The sequence below is a fragment of the Herbiconiux sp. 320_LB genome (assembly GCF_059691755.1).
This window is the reverse complement of the sequence record NZ_JCAWAD010000002.1, coordinates 215,812-231,775: the sequence shown is the minus strand read 5'-3', so window position 1 is coordinate 231,775 and position 15,964 is coordinate 215,812. Positions and strand designations below refer to the sequence as shown.

Annotated in this window: 9 protein-coding genes; 5 read left to right on the top strand and 4 right to left on the bottom strand. The window is 72.8% G+C overall.

The genetic code is table 11. The annotated features are described in order from the left end of the window. Positions 1 to 70 precede the first annotated feature (70 nt). Positions 71 to 415: a DUF7882 family protein gene (locus AC59HU_RS05195; RefSeq protein WP_497222295.1), complete on the top strand. Its 345-nt coding sequence runs from the start codon at positions 71 to 73 to the stop codon at positions 413 to 415. Here AC59HU_RS05195 and AC59HU_RS05190 read toward each other — a convergent pair. Then, positions 398 to 589, bottom strand: a complete 192-nt coding sequence (locus AC59HU_RS05190; protein ID WP_497222294.1) for a hypothetical protein — start codon at positions 587 to 589, stop codon at positions 398 to 400. The two genes, AC59HU_RS05195 and AC59HU_RS05190, sit on opposite strands and share 18 nt — an antisense overlap. Positions 590 to 880: 291 nt before the next feature. Here AC59HU_RS05190 and AC59HU_RS05185 point away from each other — a divergent pair, with 291 nt between their 5' ends. Continuing rightward, complete coding sequence (locus tag AC59HU_RS05185; protein WP_497222293.1) at positions 881 to 2,512, top strand: sensor histidine kinase; 1,632 nt, start codon at positions 881 to 883, stop codon at positions 2,510 to 2,512. Between the two features lie 60 nt (positions 2,513 to 2,572). On the opposite strand, the gene AC59HU_RS05180 is transcribed toward AC59HU_RS05185, so the two are convergent. After that, positions 2,573 to 2,728 carry a hypothetical protein gene (locus AC59HU_RS05180; RefSeq protein ID WP_497222292.1) on the bottom strand — a complete coding sequence of 52 codons (156 nt, stop codon included), beginning with the start codon at positions 2,726 to 2,728 and terminating at the stop codon, positions 2,573 to 2,575. A gap of 105 nt (positions 2,729 to 2,833) precedes the next feature. Beyond that, the gene (locus AC59HU_RS05175) at positions 2,834 to 4,618 is read right to left on the bottom strand and encodes a pepsin/retropepsin-like aspartic protease family protein (protein WP_497222291.1); all 1,785 of its coding nucleotides are present in this window, start codon (positions 4,616 to 4,618) and stop codon (positions 2,834 to 2,836) included. A gap of 466 nt (positions 4,619 to 5,084) precedes the next feature. Here AC59HU_RS05175 and AC59HU_RS05170 point away from each other — a divergent pair, with 466 nt between their 5' ends. After that, complete coding sequence (locus AC59HU_RS05170; protein ID WP_497222290.1) at positions 5,085 to 7,385, top strand: S8 family serine peptidase; 2,301 nt, start codon at positions 5,085 to 5,087, stop codon at positions 7,383 to 7,385. Between the two features lie 77 nt (positions 7,386 to 7,462). Further along, positions 7,463 to 7,837, top strand: coding sequence for a hypothetical protein (locus AC59HU_RS05165; RefSeq protein ID WP_497222289.1), 375 nt, complete (start codon positions 7,463 to 7,465; stop codon positions 7,835 to 7,837). 37 nt (positions 7,838 to 7,874) lie between these two features. On the opposite strand, the gene AC59HU_RS05160 is transcribed toward AC59HU_RS05165, so the two are convergent. Then, complete coding sequence (locus tag AC59HU_RS05160; RefSeq protein WP_497222288.1) at positions 7,875 to 8,717, bottom strand: aldo/keto reductase; 843 nt, start codon at positions 8,715 to 8,717, stop codon at positions 7,875 to 7,877. Between the two features lie 250 nt (positions 8,718 to 8,967). Between AC59HU_RS05160 and AC59HU_RS05155 the strand changes: the two genes are divergently transcribed. After that, positions 8,968 to 15,951, top strand: coding sequence for a glycoside hydrolase domain-containing protein (locus AC59HU_RS05155; RefSeq protein ID WP_497222287.1), 6,984 nt, complete (start codon positions 8,968 to 8,970; stop codon positions 15,949 to 15,951). The last annotated feature ends 13 nt before the right edge of the window (positions 15,952 to 15,964 follow it).

Sequence of the window (15,964 nt, the reverse complement as noted above, 5' to 3'; positions counted from 1 at the left end):
ATGTCAAGCCCACGGGTCTCCCGGTTCGGCTTGCTACATTGAGTACAACGACGAGGGAAGAACGGTCACGGTGGGAAAGCTGATCTACGGTGGTCGCGACGGCTACGAGGTGGAGATCGACGATCGCGCCCTGGCTCACCTCAAGGTCGCGGTGTTCTCGAAGCTGCGGCGCAACGAGTCGTTCTCGTTCTCGTGGGAGTCGAGCTCGGACGGCGAGGGCGGACGCCACTCGATCTGGGTGAGCCCCGCCTCGATGATCCACTTCCACTTCTACGGCACGCGGCCGCCGGTGATGAACCGGGCCTGGCTCAAGCAGCTGATCGCCTCGGCGAACGACGGCGACCTCAGACTGATCGACGAGCCGGTCGAAGACTTCTCCGCGGGCACCGAGGCGTCTTCACGCGGACGTTGGTGACCCGCCGCTCCGGCTCCCCGCCAGACGGTCGCCGCCTTCGACGACCCACTCCTCGAGACTGAAGCCCCACGAACTCGTGCGGTCCATCGCACTGATGGCGGCGTCCCGCGTGGCGAAGACCCCGACGATGTCGCGCGACCACTCGGTGATGTCGAGGACTACCCACACAGTCACGCTCACCGTCTCCTGACCGCCGCCGTCTCACGTGCGGCTGCGTCACATCGATCTGATGTCAACCTACGCCGGGGGGATCGATTCCGCATGGGGCGATGACTCGGCGCGCCGGGTGGGTGACGGGGCGCGCCGAGTCAATGCGAGCGTATCGTCCGGGGGCCGTGCCCGGCATCCGGGCCTGACCCCCAGTTCTGGGGTGTACGTCCTTCCAGGCTCTGGGGACACAGCCAGCCCTAGGCTGACTCCGGAGCGGAGCCGCTTCGGCGATGGGGGGCGGTTCGGATGAGAGTGGTGCGCGGAGAACGGCTGTCCGAGCCGCTCATCCTGCAACTGGGCTTCCTCGTGTCGACGGCCATCGTGGTCGCCGCGGTGATCTCGCTCGACTCCGATACGCTCTCCGGTGAGATCGTGGCGGCCGGAGTCATCGCCGCCCTGGGGATGGCCGTGGTGGTCGCGGTCCCGGGCATCCCTGAGCCGGCCGTGATCGCCTTTCCGCTGGCCGACCTGGTCGCGGGGCTGCTCGTGCGCCATGCGGTCACGCAGCTGCTCCCGGCCGCCGGGATGCTGGTGCTGCTGCCCCTGCTCTGGCTCGCCTACGCCTTCCGCACGCGCGGGCTCGTGCTCGCTCTGGCGGGGTCGGTGCTCGCGGGGGCGGCGGCGCTGCGCACGTCGGGGCTGCCGACGACCGCGGCCGAGTGGGCCCGGATCGTGCTGCTGCCGGCGCTGGCGATGCCCATCCTGGTGACCGTCTCGATCGCGGCCTCCCGGTTCCGGGTGGATCGCGCGGTGCACGACGTCGAGGAGGAGATCTACGGGGTGGTGACCGACGCGATCGGGGCCGCGGTCGCGCGGATCGACCGGGACGGCCGTCCGGTCGCCCTGAACGAGGCCGCCACGGCGCTGGCCAGGAGGGCCGGGTTGTGGGGTGCGGATGCGGCGGGGGGTGACCCGCGGGCGGCGCGGTCGGGGGCGGAGTGCGGGGCGCATCCCGGGCCGGGGTCGACGGCGGGGGCGGGGTCGAGAGACGGGTCGGGGGTGCGGATCTACCGGCGGGACAAGGTCACACCGGTCGAGAGCGACCGCGAGCACATCGCGGCGATGCTCGGTTCGGGCGAGCTCGACGGCGTCGTCTACTGGGTCGGCCGCCCGGGCGACCAGCTGGCGGTCTCGGTGACCGGGCGGCGGCTCCCGGACGGCGGAACCCTGATCGTGGCCCACGAGGTCTCCGAGCTGATGTCGGCGCTGGAGAGCAAGGAGCAGATCGTGCGCACGATCGGGCACGAGCTGAAGACGCCGCTGACCTCGATCATCGGGTACGCCGATCTGATCCGCGGAGACGTGGGCGACTCGGCGGCCGGGGCCTGGCTCGAGGTGATCGACCGCAAGGCGCACGCGCTGGCCCGCGCGATCGACGACGTGCTCGACGCGGGCCGGCACCCGGTCGCGGTCTCGGCCGCCGAGGTCGACCTCGCACCCCTGGTCGCCTCGGCGCTCGAGCGGGCGGCCGCGGCGGCGGATGAACGGGGCGTGGCCCTCGACGCCGGCCCGCCCCGCCGGGCCGGGCGGGGAGCGGTGGCGGCTCGCGTCGATCCGTCGCGGTTCGCTCAGCTCGCCGACATCCTGATCGAGAACGCGGTGCTCTACAACCGGGCCGCCGGGCGGGTCGTGGTGGGGGCGTGGCGGGAAGGAGACGAGGTCGTGATCGAGGTGGCCGACACGGGGGTCGGGATGTCGCCGGCCGACCTCAGCCGGGCCGGCGAGCTGTTCCACCGCTCAGCCTATGCCGAGCAGCAGGCGATCCCGGGGATCGGGCTGGGCCTGTCGATCGCCGAGCGGATCGTGCGGGCGCACGGGGGATCGCTCGTGCTGGCGAGCGAGCCGGGGGTCGGCACGACCGCGACCGTGCGGTTGCCGACGGTCTAGGGGCGGGGCACCGGCGGGTGGCGGCTGCCTCGCGGGTGACGGCGGCGGCGGGCGGCGCTGCTAGGGGCGGGGCTCGTCGGCCTCGCGGGCGCCCTCGAGCTCGGCCCGGCGTTCGACGTCGAGCTTGCTCTTCTCGGTGCGCCAGTAGGAGTAGCCCGCCACCGCGATCGCGATGACGATGATCATGCCGATGGGGATCCAGAAGATGGGTTCCATGCTCGATTCAACCGCGACGGGCAGCGCCGCGCCAGGGTCGGTCTGCGTCTGTCGCGTCTGTCGCGCGGGGAGCGCGACGCGTTTGGTGGAAGCGCGGGGGTGGCTTCAGTCTCGGCGGTCGGGGCGGGTGCGGGAGGCGCGGGGGCGGGCTGCCCGGGGGCGGGCGGCCCGGGGGTGGGCGCTGCGGAGGAGGAGCGTGCCGGTGAGGATGCTCGCGAGCAAGAGGCCCAGGGGGAGCGGCGACGACAGCGCGGAGAGCAGGGGAGAGGTCGCCGCGACGCCGGTGTCGGCGAGGCGGGCGGATCCGGTCGGGTCTGAAGGCGAGGCCGCCGGGGCCTGAAGGGTGACGATCGCGCTGGCATACTCGCTGACGCCGCGGCGGTTCGCCGAGGCGATGTCGACCGAGTAGGTCTGCCCGTCGACGAGGCCGGCGATGGTGACCGAGGTGGCCTCGCCGGGCAGGTTGAAGCGGCGGACCGTGTGGCCGGCCGCATCCCGGACCCGCACCAGGCGGTCGGTCAGCGGCTCGGCGGCGGGGGTGGGGGCTGCGGCGGTCTCGGCCGCGGCCGGTGACGTCGTGGCGGCAGGCGCGGGGTCGGCGGTGGCCTGGGCGGTGGCGGTGAGGGCGGATGCGTCGGTCGCCCCGGCGGCGGTGGTGGTGGTGGCTTGGGCGGCGGGGGTGGGGTCGGCCCAGAGGGCGGTGACCGTGCCGCTGCCGCTGGGGGCGGCCGAGACGGTGGCGGGGGCGGCGGGTGCGGGCGCGCCGGCCTGCACGAAGATCTGGCCGGTCGCGGCGTCGTAGCTGAGGGTGCGGCCCACGAAGAACGCGTTGCCGGTGTTGAGGTGGCCGTCGGGGATCGAGCTGAAGAGCTCCATCTTGTGGATGCCCCGGGTCGCGACCCAGCTCGCGATCGACGGTGCGCCGGCGGACGCCGAGAACTTCAGGCTGTCGCCGTCGGCGATCGTGCCGATGCCGCTCTCGGCGGCCAGCCCCGTCTGGTCGGCGACGAGGTCGTCGGAGAGTCCCTCGAACTGGCTGCCGGTGAGCATCCCGGCGGGAGCGCCGCTGTCGATCGTGGTCGCCTGGCACAGCGGAGCGACGTCCTCGACGCTCCAGCACAGCGGGACCGCCTTCTGGTACACCGGGCTCTCGAGCACGTTCGGGTAGGTGCCGGAGGCGGTCGCGGCACCGAGAGTGACGACGCCGGGGGTGGTGGCCGTCACGGCGGGGGCGCCGAGGGTCAGGGTTCCGGAGGTCATCACGTTGTCCTGCTCGGTGAACCCGAGGCTGTAGCCGGCGCTCAGCGCGGAGTCGTCGAACTGGCGCAGCGGGCTGTACCACGGGTACGTCGTCTTCGGCGAGGAGGCGCTCTTCTGCTCCTGCAGCGCCTGGCCGATGCCCAGCACGCCGTCGAGCTCGTTGCCGCCGAAGGAGCAGCTGGTGCTGCAGGTGCCCGCGAGGAAGTTGACGTCGCTCGCCGTCTCGCCGCCGATCGAGAAGTCGGCGGTGGCGATGGTGCCGGTCGCCCCGTTGCCGACGTACTGCACGCTCGCGGGGGCATCCGTCGTCGTGGCGCCGGGGATGTCGTCGTGGAACATCACCAGGGCGGTCGACCCGGTGTCGAGGATGACCGTGTACGGATCGGGGTTCGTGCCGAGCAGGATCTCGACGGTGGGGTAGAACCGGCCGTCGCCGTTCTGCACGGTGACGAAGCCGATCGGGATCGACGCGGTGGCGGGGGTGTCTGCGGGTGTAGGGGTGTCTGCGGGTGCGGCGGCGGCCGGGCCGGCCAGGCCGAGGGTCAGGATGCCCAGGGCGAGCGCCGCGCCCGCGGCCAGGGGGAGGCGGAGCCCGGCTCCGGATCGCGACGTGCCCACGGTCTCGGCCATTGTTCCCCCTCGTTCCGCCGCCGACCCCCGGCGACCGCCCCGCGCATCGCGAGGACGTCTCACGATAACAACCGCCGATCCGCCGACCCAATCCTCCGCGGGGGCCTTGACGCGGCCCCGCGGCCGATGCGAGCGGCCGAGGGGATGGGGATGGGGATGGGGATGGGAGGGGATGCGAGTGGCCGAGGGGAGGGAGCGGGGATGCGAGTGGCCGGGGGGAGGGGAGGGGGATGCGAGTGGCCGAGGGGAGGGAGCGGGGATGCGAGTGGCCGGGGGGAGGGGAGGGGGATGCGAGTGGCCGCGGGGATGCCAGCGCCTGAGGGGGCGGGACGAGGGCGAGGGGATGGAGCGCGGCGACGCACGGCGGGGATGTGGGACGGCGACGCTGGGCGTCGCGTGCGGTGACACCGCCCGGCGGTGCGGGGCGGCGATGCGCTAGCGTGTGGCTGTGCCGTGGGGGAACAGGATGACGACGACGACCGGGAAGGTGTCGCTGCTGCTGGCCGGCGCGACCCTCGTGACCGTGGGGCTGCTGGCCCCGGGGCTGGTGGCTCCGCCGACGGCGGCGAATGCCGCGGGGGCCACCACCTCGACCACCTCGACCACCTCGACCACCTCGACCACCTCGACCGCCTCGACCGCCTCGACCGCCGGGGTTCCCCAGGCGCCGGGTCAGCCGAGCGGGCCGGGGGCTCCGGACGAGGGCGAGGTGTTCGCCGACGTGGTCGGGCTGTCCGACCGGCTCGAAGCGGTGGCCGACCTGCCCGAGGGCTCGGACCCCGACGACAGCGCCGCCGCGCTCGGGGTGGCCGAGGACGGCGCCGGGAGCCTGCAGGTCGAGGAGGGGCGGATCGCCGTGTCGATCCGGTACGCGACCCGACCCACCGAGGCCGACTTCGCCGCACTGGCGGCGCTCGCCGATGTGCAGTCGACCTCCGTGGAGTACGCGCGGGCGAGCGCCTTCGTCGCTCCGAGCCGGCTCGAGGCGGTCGCCGCGCTGCCCGGCGTGGCCTCGGTCGTCGAGGCCCTGCAGCCCGCGACCTCGGCGGTGCCCGCGTCCGCCGAGGGCGCTCCGGTCGGCGGCACCGCGGCGGGAGCGGGGTGCCGGAGCGTCGAGGCGGTGGCGCCCGCGCCGCTGCGGGCCGACCTCGCCTCCGCCATCCACGGGGTGGACGGCACCGGCGTGACCGTCGGCATCCTCTCCGACTCCTACGCGGGGAGCACCACGGCGCTCAGCACCCCGGCCGAGGACATCGCCGCGGGCCTGCTGCCCGGCCCCGGCAACCCCTGCGGCCACGAACAGCCCGTCACCGTGCTCAGCGACGAGACCGGCGACGAGGTGGGCGACGAGGGCCGGGCCATGGCGCAGATCATCCACAGCATCGCCCCGGGCGCGAAGCTGGCGTACGCCTCCTCCGGGATCGACGAGCTGACCTTCCACGACTCGATCCTCGCCCTGGCCGCCGCGGGCGCCACCGTGATCGTCGACGACCTCTACCTGTTCGGCGAGCCGTTCTACTACTCCGGCCCCGTCGGCGGGGCGATCGCCCAGGCCGAACGTCAGGGCGTCACCTACCTCACCAGCGCCGGCAACTACAACAACACCGGGTGGGACGGCTACCGCAGCGCCGGCCACCCGGTCAACGGCTGGGAGACCTCGGCCTACCGCCCGACGGCCTGCCCCGACGCGGTGGTCGTCGCGATGAGCACCCGTTCCGGTGCCACGCCCGGCCCCTTCGACTGCATGGACTTCGCCCAGGGCGGCCCCGCCGACCCGACCGACACGCTCGGACTCGGAGCCGCCGACACCGCCTCGACCTTCTCGATGCAGTGGTCGGAGGCCTGGGGCACCGCCAAGGGCGCGTTCCGGCTCGCGGTCACCGATCCGGCCGGGGCGACGAGCATCCTCGGTGCCGCCGCAGACGGACTCGCGATCACCGCCGGCGCCTACAAGCCTCCGTTGGACGGCACCTACGACTTCTCGATCGTGCGCGACCTCTCTCGCGGGCCGTCGGCCGCGGTCACGCCCGCCCTCGACTGGATCTGGGCCTTCCACGACCAGATCATCGCGGCGGAGTACTTCGGCGCCATCGGCGACGATCGTGTCGGGTCGACGATCAGCGGGCACGGCGGCAGCGCTCTCGTCGTCACGGTGGCCGCGACCCCGGCCGAGGCGCCGACCACGCTCGAGACCTTCAGCTCGCTGGGCCCGGTGGCCGAGTACTTCTCGGTCGACGAGAGCGTCACTCCCGTGCCGAGCCCCTTGCCGGAGCCGGTGATCCGCCCGAAGCCCGACGTCACGGGTGTCGACCGCATCCTGACGAACTATTTCAGCAGCACCCGCCCGGTCGACGGCCGGCCCGGGGTGTACTCCTTCTGGGGCACCTCGGCGGCGGCACCCTCGGTCGCGGCCGTGGTCGCCCTGGGTCGGCAGTACTCGCCGAACGCCACCCCGGCCGAGCTGCGAGCGGCGCTCACGGCCACGGCGGTGCCGATCTCCACCGGGTTCCCCGTCGTCGCCGAGCGGGATGCGACGGGCGCCGGGCGAGTGGATGCGGCCGCGTTCCTCGCCGCCCTCCCCGCGCCGAACGTCGTTCCCGCCGCTCTGCCCTCGCCTCAGCTGGCGGCGACGGGCGCGGGAGCGCGGGGCTCGGCGGCGGCGGAACCGGGCCTGGTCGTCGGGGCGCTCGCGGCGCTGCTGCTCGGCTGGGCCGTGCTGGCGTACGGCTCGCTCGGCCGGCGACGCCGGGCGCCGGGCCACCGATGACGGGCGATTCCTGGGTTCAGTACACTTTGTGATCCGCCGGCTTCGTTCATCCAGCCTGCTGTGTGATCATTTCCCTGATGAGCATTGATAACCCCGGTCTGCCCTACCGGACCAGAGAACTCCTCGAGGAGTGGGTGGACGAGTTCCGCCAGCAGGGCCACAGCATCGTCGGACACCTGGACGTCGTCCTGCAGGACGGGACGGACGGGCGCGACACCGGCCTCGTCATCGTGCGGCTGAAGAACGCTCCGGCGGACATCTTCATGCAGCCGATCGGCATCGACGACCCGCTCTGGGAGGCGACCCTCACCGCCCGCGGCAACGACACCGCGATGACGCCGTACCACCTGGCCGGTCTTGCGGCCGAGGTCGTCGTCGCGGGGAACCTCTGCACCTTCCTGCAGTTCAAGTCGCTCGACTGGGATCGCCAGACCGGGCGACGCGACGCCTGACGCGCGCCCGGCGCGCGCCCGGCGTGTGCGGCGGCCCCTACTGCTCTTCGTGCACGTCCGGGTCGCCGCCGAACAGGCGGCCGTCCGGCCGGCCGAGGGCGGTGATCGCCGTCACCTCGGCCTCGCTCAGCTCGAACCCGAACACGTCGAGGTTCTCGGCCTGGCGTGAGGGGGTCGCGCTCTTCGGGATCGGCACGCTGCCCAGCTGCACGTGCCACCGCAGGATGACCTGTGCCGGGGTGACCCCGTGGGCGGCGGCGGCCGAGGCGACCGGCTCCTCCTCGTAGGGGGCGCTGCCCTTGCCGAGCGGGCTCCACGCCTCGGTCTGGATGCCGAGCTCGGCGTTCACCGCGCGCATGGCGGTCTGTGGGAAGTACGGGTGCATCTCGATCTGGTTGACCGCCGGGGTCACGTCCGTGGCGGCGATGATCCGCCGCAGGTGCTCCTCGGTGAAGTTGCTGACGCCGATCGAGCGGACCAGGCCCTCCTGCTGGGCGGTGACCAGCGCATCCCAGGCCTCGGCGAAGCGGTCGACGCTCGGGTTCGGCCAGTGGATGAGGTAGAGGTCGAGGTGCTCGAGACCCAGCCGCCAGAGCGACTCGCGCACGGCCTGCGCCGAGAGATCGCGGCCGTGGTAGCGCCCGGGGAGCTTCGAGGTGATGAAGAGCTCGTCGCGCGGCACGCCCGCCCGGCGCACGGCCTCGCCGACGGCGCCCTCGTTCTCGTAGTTGAAGGCGGTGTCGAGCGAGCGGTACCCCACCTCGATGGCCGAGGTAATCGCATCCACGCCCTCTTGGCCGCGGAGCGGATAGGTGCCGAAACCGATCGCCGGGATGCGGTTGCCGTCGTTGAGCGGGAGGGTGGGTGCGAGTGCAGTCATGCCCTCCACGCTACGCCGACCGGCGGGGTCGTGGCTGGCCCCGATACGACTATGACAACGTGCGACACGCCCGGAACGCCCTAGGGCGGCGATCTGGGAAAGGCCGTCTGACCGGGTCGATCGCCGGCGTTCCATCCGCCGTTCATCCCGAGTTCACGCGCTCCGTGTCGTCTGCGGGTGTCCCTCGACGCGCGCGCCCTCGTGGCGCGGGTCGAGGAGGCCTGGGAACCCGTCTGATCTGGAGTACTCGTTGTCTCGCATCCTCACCGTCCGCTCGGTCGCCACCATCCGCTCGGTCGCCGTCGCGATGGCGCTCACTGCGTCGATCGCCGTCACCGGGGGCGCCGTCCCGGCCTTCGCCGCGGGTCAGAGCCCCGCTCGCCCGGCTTCGTCGAGCGCCGTGTCCGACGTCGCCGCTTCGGCCACCGACTACACGTCGCTGGTCGACCCGTTCGTCTCGACCGCGGGCGACGACGGCAACGACCTCCCCGGCGCCCAGCTGCCCAACGGCATCGCGAAGGTCAACCCGCTGACCACGCCGAACCGCAACCACACCGGGTACGACTACGGCGAGGATCAGATCGCCGGGTTCACCCAGACCAACCTCGACGGCGTGGGCGGCTCGGGCGGCGGCGGCGACATCCTCGTCGTGCCGACCGGCGTGACGTACAGCGCGCGCCCCAGCACCGGCAGCTACGCCCACGACTACTCGCACGACGACGAGACGGCGAGCCCCGGCTACTACCAGGTCGGCCTCGGCGCCATCACGGGCACCGACGGGGCGGTGACCCGCACCGGCGGCACGATCGACGCGGAGGTCACCGCGACGACCCGCACCGCGGTGCAGCGGTACGGGTTCCCGGCCGGTCAGACGCCGTCGCTCGTGCTCGATCTGGCGAACAACTTCACCAGCCGCACCGGCTCCTCGGTCGACGTCACGACGCTCGACGACGGCCGGGTCTCGTTCGGCGGCCGCATCGCGGGCTCGTTCAACGGCGCCGCCTACGAGCTGTTCTACTACGCCGAGACCACCCAGCCGGCGACGACCGTCACGACCTGGGGCGACGACAAGAAGCTCGGCACCGCGACCTCGCAGACCGGCACCGACACCGGCGCGATCGTCACCTTCGACCCGGCCCGCGCATCCGACATCGGCCTGGAGGTCACGATCTCGCCGATCAGCGCCGACCAGGCCCGCGTCGACCAGGGTCGCGAGCTCGGCACGCTCGGCTTCGACCAGGTGCGCGCCCAGGCGAACCGGGTCTGGAACGACCGCCTCGGCACCGTCGACGTCTCGGCCTCGGTCGCGAGCGACCCTGACGGCACCCTGAAGAAGCTCTTCTACACGCACCTGTACCGGATGTTCGCGATCCCGATGAACGCGACCAGCACCGACGGCACCTACCGCGGCGTCGACGGCGGCATCCACCGCGCCGAGGGCTTCACCTACTACGACGGCTGGTCGTCGTGGGACGACTTCCGGAAGTACTCGGTCTTCGCCTACGTCGACCCGGAGATGTACCGCGACATGATCCAGTCGCTGATCGTCCTCTTCGCCGACACGGCGCAGACCGGCAAGACCCTGAACCAGCTCACCCACTCGGTGCCCACCGTGCGCTGGGAGCGTTCGGCCGTGATCATCGCGGACGCCCTGTCGAAGGGCTTCACCGGTTTCGACCGTCTCGACGAGGCCTACCCCGCTCTCAAGGACTACTCCGGGTACTACACCGGCGAACAGCTGCGGCAGGGCTACATCGCCAACGACCCGGGCAACTCGGTGCAGCGCGGCTACGACCAGTGGGCCCTCGCCGTCGTGGCGGATGCGCTGGGCAAGACCGACGACGCGGCCCAGCTCCGCGCCCAGGCGGCCCTGCCGATCGCCAACCTGTACAAGGGCGGCGCGTGGACCGCGGCGGACGGCACGCCCGTCGGCCTGCTCACGCCGCGCGACGCCGCCGGGAACTTCGGCAGCGTGAACTACGAGCAGTTCGAATCCTCCGGCCTCTACCAGGGCACGCTCTGGCAGTACAACTGGTACGACGCCTACGACATGGCCGGCCTCGCCGACGCCATGGGCGGCACGGCGGCGCAGAAGCTCGCCCTCGAGCACATGTTCGGCGAGGACGACCCGCAGAACGGGCACGCGATGCTGCACTCGAACGCCAACGAGATCGACCTGCAGGCGCCGTACCTGTTCAACTACGTCGGCGAGCCGAGCCTGACCCAGAAGTGGGTGCGCGCGATCTACACCGGCGAGACCTGGAACCGCTACATCGCGACCGGCTCGACCAACGAGGCGCCCAGCGGCAGCGGCGAGTTCACCCCGCCCATCCGCACGCAGGTCTACAAGCTCGACCCGAGGGGCTTCCTGCCCACCATGGACAACGACGCGGGCACCATGTCGACGATGTTCGTCGCGGCCGCGATCGGCCTGTTCCCGGTCACCGCCGGATCGTCGGAGTACCAGATCGGCTCGCCGTTCTTCGACCGCACCACGATCCACCGCGCCTCGGGCACCGACTTCTCGGTCGCGGCGGCCGGCGTCTCGAAGGACGCGTACTACGTGCAGTCGGCGACCCTGCGCGGCACGGCCTTCGGCAACACCTGGGTCGACTACTCCGACATCCTCGCCGGGGGCGAGCTCGGCTTCACCATGGGCTCGACGCCGTCGGACTGGGGCACCTCGACCGCCCCGGCCTACTCGTTGAGCACCGCCGGCGACCAGCCCGGTGACGGCGGGGTCGGCACCACCTTCGCGGTGGCCGCCGACCACACGGCCGTCGAGGCCGCGGCCGACGGCACCGTCGACGGTTCGGTGCGCCTCACCCTCGCGGCCGGCGCGTCGTTCTCCGCCGCCGCGGGCACGGACCTCCTGACGACCGGCGCCGCGACCGTCTCCGGACTTCCCGACGGCGTGACCGCGCAGGTCGTGCAGGTGGATGCGCAGAGCGTCTCGGTGCGACTGTCGGGTTCGACCTCCGGCAACGCGAAGTTCTTCGTCGCCTTCACCGACGCGGCACTGGCGAACGGCGTCACTGCGGCCCAGCTGACCGGCGAGGGCGTCTCCGGCCTCGCGCCGCTCGCCCTCTCGGTCGCCTCGACCGACCGGGTGGCCCTGCAGCAGCTGGTCGACGAGGCCGTGCTGGTGCGCACCGGCAGTTACTCCTACGCCTCGTTCCAGACCTTCCGGTCGGCGCTCCAGCGGGCGCAGACCGTTCTCGGCGACGCGAGCGCCACGAGCGCCCGTCTGCGCAGCGCGACCGAGGGACTCCGGTCGGCCGCCGCAGCGCTCACGCTCGACGAGGGCGCCTACCGCACGCTCGAGGCCGAGGCCTCCGACGAGTGGAGCGGAGGCCCGCTCAAGCGCGAGGCGTACTACTCCAACGGCGACCTGGGCGGCGTGACCGAGGGCGCCTGGGTGCGTTACAACGGCCTGGACTTCGCCGGTGTCTCACCGGTGCGGATCGACGTGCGCTACGCGAGCTCGGCCGCCGCCACCGGCGCGCCCAGTTCGGTCGACGTCCACGCCGGCGGTGTCGACGGCCCGATCGTCGCCACGGTCGCCCTCCCGGGCACCGACGGCTGGCAGAACTACACCACCGTCTCCGCAGCGGTCGCCGATCCGGCGTCGCTGATGGCCGCTCGCCAGGTCTCGTTCGTCTTCCACGCCCCGTCGGGGCAGCAGTGGGTCGCGAACTTCGACTGGTTCCGCTTCGCCTCCTCCGCGGCGGAGCAGCCGGCCGATGGTCCGGCCTCGGTGGCCCTGCTCACCGCGCCGAACGTCACCGGCACCGGCAACGGCGAGAAGCCCCTGAACCTCGCCAACGGGCTGTTCGAGAACGTGGCGAACGGATCCTGGGCCCAGTGGAGCGGCCGTGACCTCGGCCGGGGCGCCGACAGCATCTCGGTGGTCTACGACAAGCCGAGCTCGCGCGCGGCCTCCGACTCGCACATCGAGCTCCGGCTCGGCTCGCTGACCTCCGCCACGAAGGTCGACATCCCGCTCGCCTACACCGGCTCGGGATGGGGGACGAAGGGCACCGCCACGGTCGCCCTCGACCCGGCCGTGTTCTCCGGCGTCAAGGACGTCTACGCCTCGTTCGTGTCGTCGACCCAGACCTCGGCGCAGCCGTACGTCGGCAACATCACCTCGCTCGAGTTCACCCGCTCGCCCGTCACGGACGTGCGCATCCAGGCCGCCGCCTGGGTCTCGAACAGCGGCAACGGGCTCAAGGCCGAGAAGAGCAGCTGGAACGACGGCACCTCGGTCACGAACCTCGGGGGCACGACGAACGGCTCCTGGCTCGACTACGGCGACATCGACTTCGGCTCCACGCCGCGCACCCAGGTCGCCGTGCACTACGTCAACAACTCCAGCCGGTGCGGCACCGACTCGGCCATCCAGGTCTACCTCGACGGCTTCGACGCCGCGAATCCGGGCACGCCGTACGCGACCCTCCCGCTCCCGGTGACGGGCACGGGATGGTCGAACGCCGGCACCACGACGGTCGCCCTGCCCGCCGTCAAGGGCACCCACCGGGTGCACCTGCGCCTGACCACCAAGGGCGACGCGAACCATCCCTACGTGGCGAACATCGACTCGCTGACCTTCCTCACCGCCACGGCGGGCGGGGGAACCGCCCCGGTCGACCTCACCGACCTCGAGTCGGCCGTCGCCGAGACGACCGCTCTGACGGGAGCCGGAGAGCGCTACGACACGATCGACTTCGCGGTCTTCAGCCGTGAGTACGCCGGTGGCCAGGCGCTCCTGGCGGCCGCGGCCTCGGCCGATCCCGCCACGGCGAAGGCCGTCGATCAGGATGCGGTGACCCGGCAGGCGCGCAGCCTCCGGCTCGCGGCCGGTCAGCTCATCCCGCGGGCGCGGCTGGTGCTCGAGCACGAGATCGACCTCGTGTCGGCCATCACCGACCGTCGGTACACGAGCGCCTCCTGGGCGGCGCTGCAGTCGGCGCTCGTCTCGGCCGAGGCGGTCGCGGCGGATGCGTCGGCGACGGATGACGCGCTGGCCGCGGCATCCTCGGCTCTGACCGCGGCCCGCGACGGGCTCGTGGTCGCGCCCCTGCACGTCCCCGCCGCTCCCGCGGCTGTCTCCTCGACGGCCGGGGCCACCGGGATCACGGTCGACTGGACCACCCCCGCGGACGACGGCGGTTCGCCGGTCACCGGATACATCGTGACGCTCAACGACGGGCACGAGGTGCGGATCGACGACGCGGACCAGCGCAGCGCCGTGTTCGCCTGGCTCCCGACGGGATCGCAGGTCACGGCGCACGTGCGGGCGGTGAACGCGATCGGCGCCTCGGCGGCATCGGCCGAGACGGTCGCACTGGTGATCGGGGCTGCATCGGGGACAGGGACCGGGACCGGGATCGGCGGTGAGCTGCCGGCGACGGACGACGGGAGCGGCCTCGCCTCCGCCGCGGTCGCCGCGACCGCCTCGGACTCGTGGCCGGCGACGCCGGACGGGGAGAACACGTTCGTCTGGATGCTGCGGGGCGTGAAGCAGCTCGGCCCGGGCATCCTGGCCCCGAACGAGACCCTGCCCGACGCGACCCCGGCGACGGCCGAGAACGACCGGATCGCCATCGCGATCAACAGCGCCGCCTCGGCCGCCCAGGTGGACCGCGCCGAGATCGACGCCGACACCAGCGCGACGGTCACGATGGCCGACGGGCTGGGCTCCCAGCTCGGCCCGATCTACCAGGCCGCACTGAAGTCGGGCCGGCTGCCGCTGACCGATGCTCTGTTCGGTCAGATGACGGCCGGGCTCGACGGCACCGACACCGCGAAGAACACCTTCGCCTACCAGCGGCCGTACGTGCGGATGGGGCTGGTCGGCGACGGCGGCAAGATCCGCGAGTCGAACAACGGCTCCTACGGCGGGCTGACCGGGAGCGGGTCGTTCCCGAGCGGCCACACCTACGGCGGTTACACCGCCGGAACCGTGCTGGCCACGCTGCTGCCGGAGCTCGCGCCGGGCATCCTCGCCCGCACCTCGGAGTACGGCGACAACCGGATCGTGCTCGGCTTCCACTACCCGCTCGACGTGATCAGCAGCCGGATGACGGCCCAGGCCACGATCGCGCACCGCTGGGCGGACCCGGCGTTCCGGCCGCTGATCGACGCGGCGCACCAGGAGATCGAGCAGGTGCTGCTGGCCTCCTGCGAGCAGCAGGGCTTCGGCGACACGCTGGCCGCGTGCCAGGGTTCGGCCTACCGCGGGCTCGACGAGAGTGCGGCGGTGTCGCTCTACACCGAGCGCCTCGACTACGGCTTCTCGCGGGTCGGCGACGCGGGTCAGCCGATCCGGGTGCCGGCGGAGGCGGCCGCGTTGCTGAGCTCGGCGTTCCCCGAGCTGGATGACGAGCAACGCACCGAGATCCTGGAGCAGACCGCTCTGGATTCGGGGTACCCCCTCGACCTGACCGGCGAGGGCGACGTCAGCTGGCAGCGTCTCGACCTGGCCGCGGCGATGACCGCGACCTACGTGGTCGACGCGGCGGGCACGGTCACGGTGACGAACCACGCCGACCGCACCCGCGCGAGCGTGGCGACGGCGGCCGGGATCGACGTGGCCGGGGTCGCGCTGGACGCGTTCTCGCCGTCGACCTCGGCGTACGTGCTCGACTGGCCGGCCGGACACGCGCTCCCCACGGTCTCCGCGACCGCAGCGGTCAGCGGGGCGACCGTGACGGTGACGGACGGGACCGGCCCGGTCACGGAGACGGGGGCTGCGGCGACGGGTGCTGCGGTGTCGGGTGCTGCGGCTCTCGGCGGGCGCACCGTCACGGTGACCTCGGCGAACGGCGAGTTCAGCCGGAGCTACTCGGTCGTGTTCCACGCCACCGCCGACGACCACCTGCCGGACGGGGTCGACGCGGGGCCGGTCGTGGGGGATCCGGGCTCGGGGGAGCCCGGGACTGGGCAGCCGGGGACGGGTGAGCCGGGGACCGGTCAGCCCGGATCGGGTCAGCCCGGCAGCGGCCAGCCGGGCAGCGGTCAGCCCGGCAGCGGCCAGCCGGGCGCCGGAACCGGTGCGGACGGCGACGGCATGTCGGGCGGGAGCAGCTCCGCTCCCGCGGGTTCGTCCTCGGGCGACGGGTCGCTCGCCGCGACCGGCGCGGCCGAGACGCTCGGGATGATCGGGGCGGGGCTCGTCGCGCTCCTGCTCGGCCTCGCCCTGCTCGCGACGCGTCGGCGCCGCGCGCACTGACCGACGACCACAG

Excerpts from the sequence above, each read along its gene's own strand:
- AC59HU_RS05180 (WP_497222292.1), bottom strand. The coding sequence starts at position 2,728 with ATGGAACCCATCTTCTGGATCCCCATCGGCATGATCATCGTCATCGCG.
- AC59HU_RS05170 (WP_497222290.1), top strand. The coding sequence starts at position 5,085 with ATGACGACGACGACCGGGAAGGTGTCGCTGCTGCTGGCCGGCGCGACC.
- AC59HU_RS05175 (WP_497222291.1), bottom strand. The coding sequence starts at position 4,618 with ATGGCCGAGACCGTGGGCACGTCGCGATCCGGAGCCGGGCTCCGCCTC.
- AC59HU_RS05160 (WP_497222288.1), bottom strand. The coding sequence starts at position 8,717 with ATGACTGCACTCGCACCCACCCTCCCGCTCAACGACGGCAACCGCATC.
- AC59HU_RS05165 (WP_497222289.1), top strand. The coding sequence starts at position 7,463 with ATGAGCATTGATAACCCCGGTCTGCCCTACCGGACCAGAGAACTCCTC.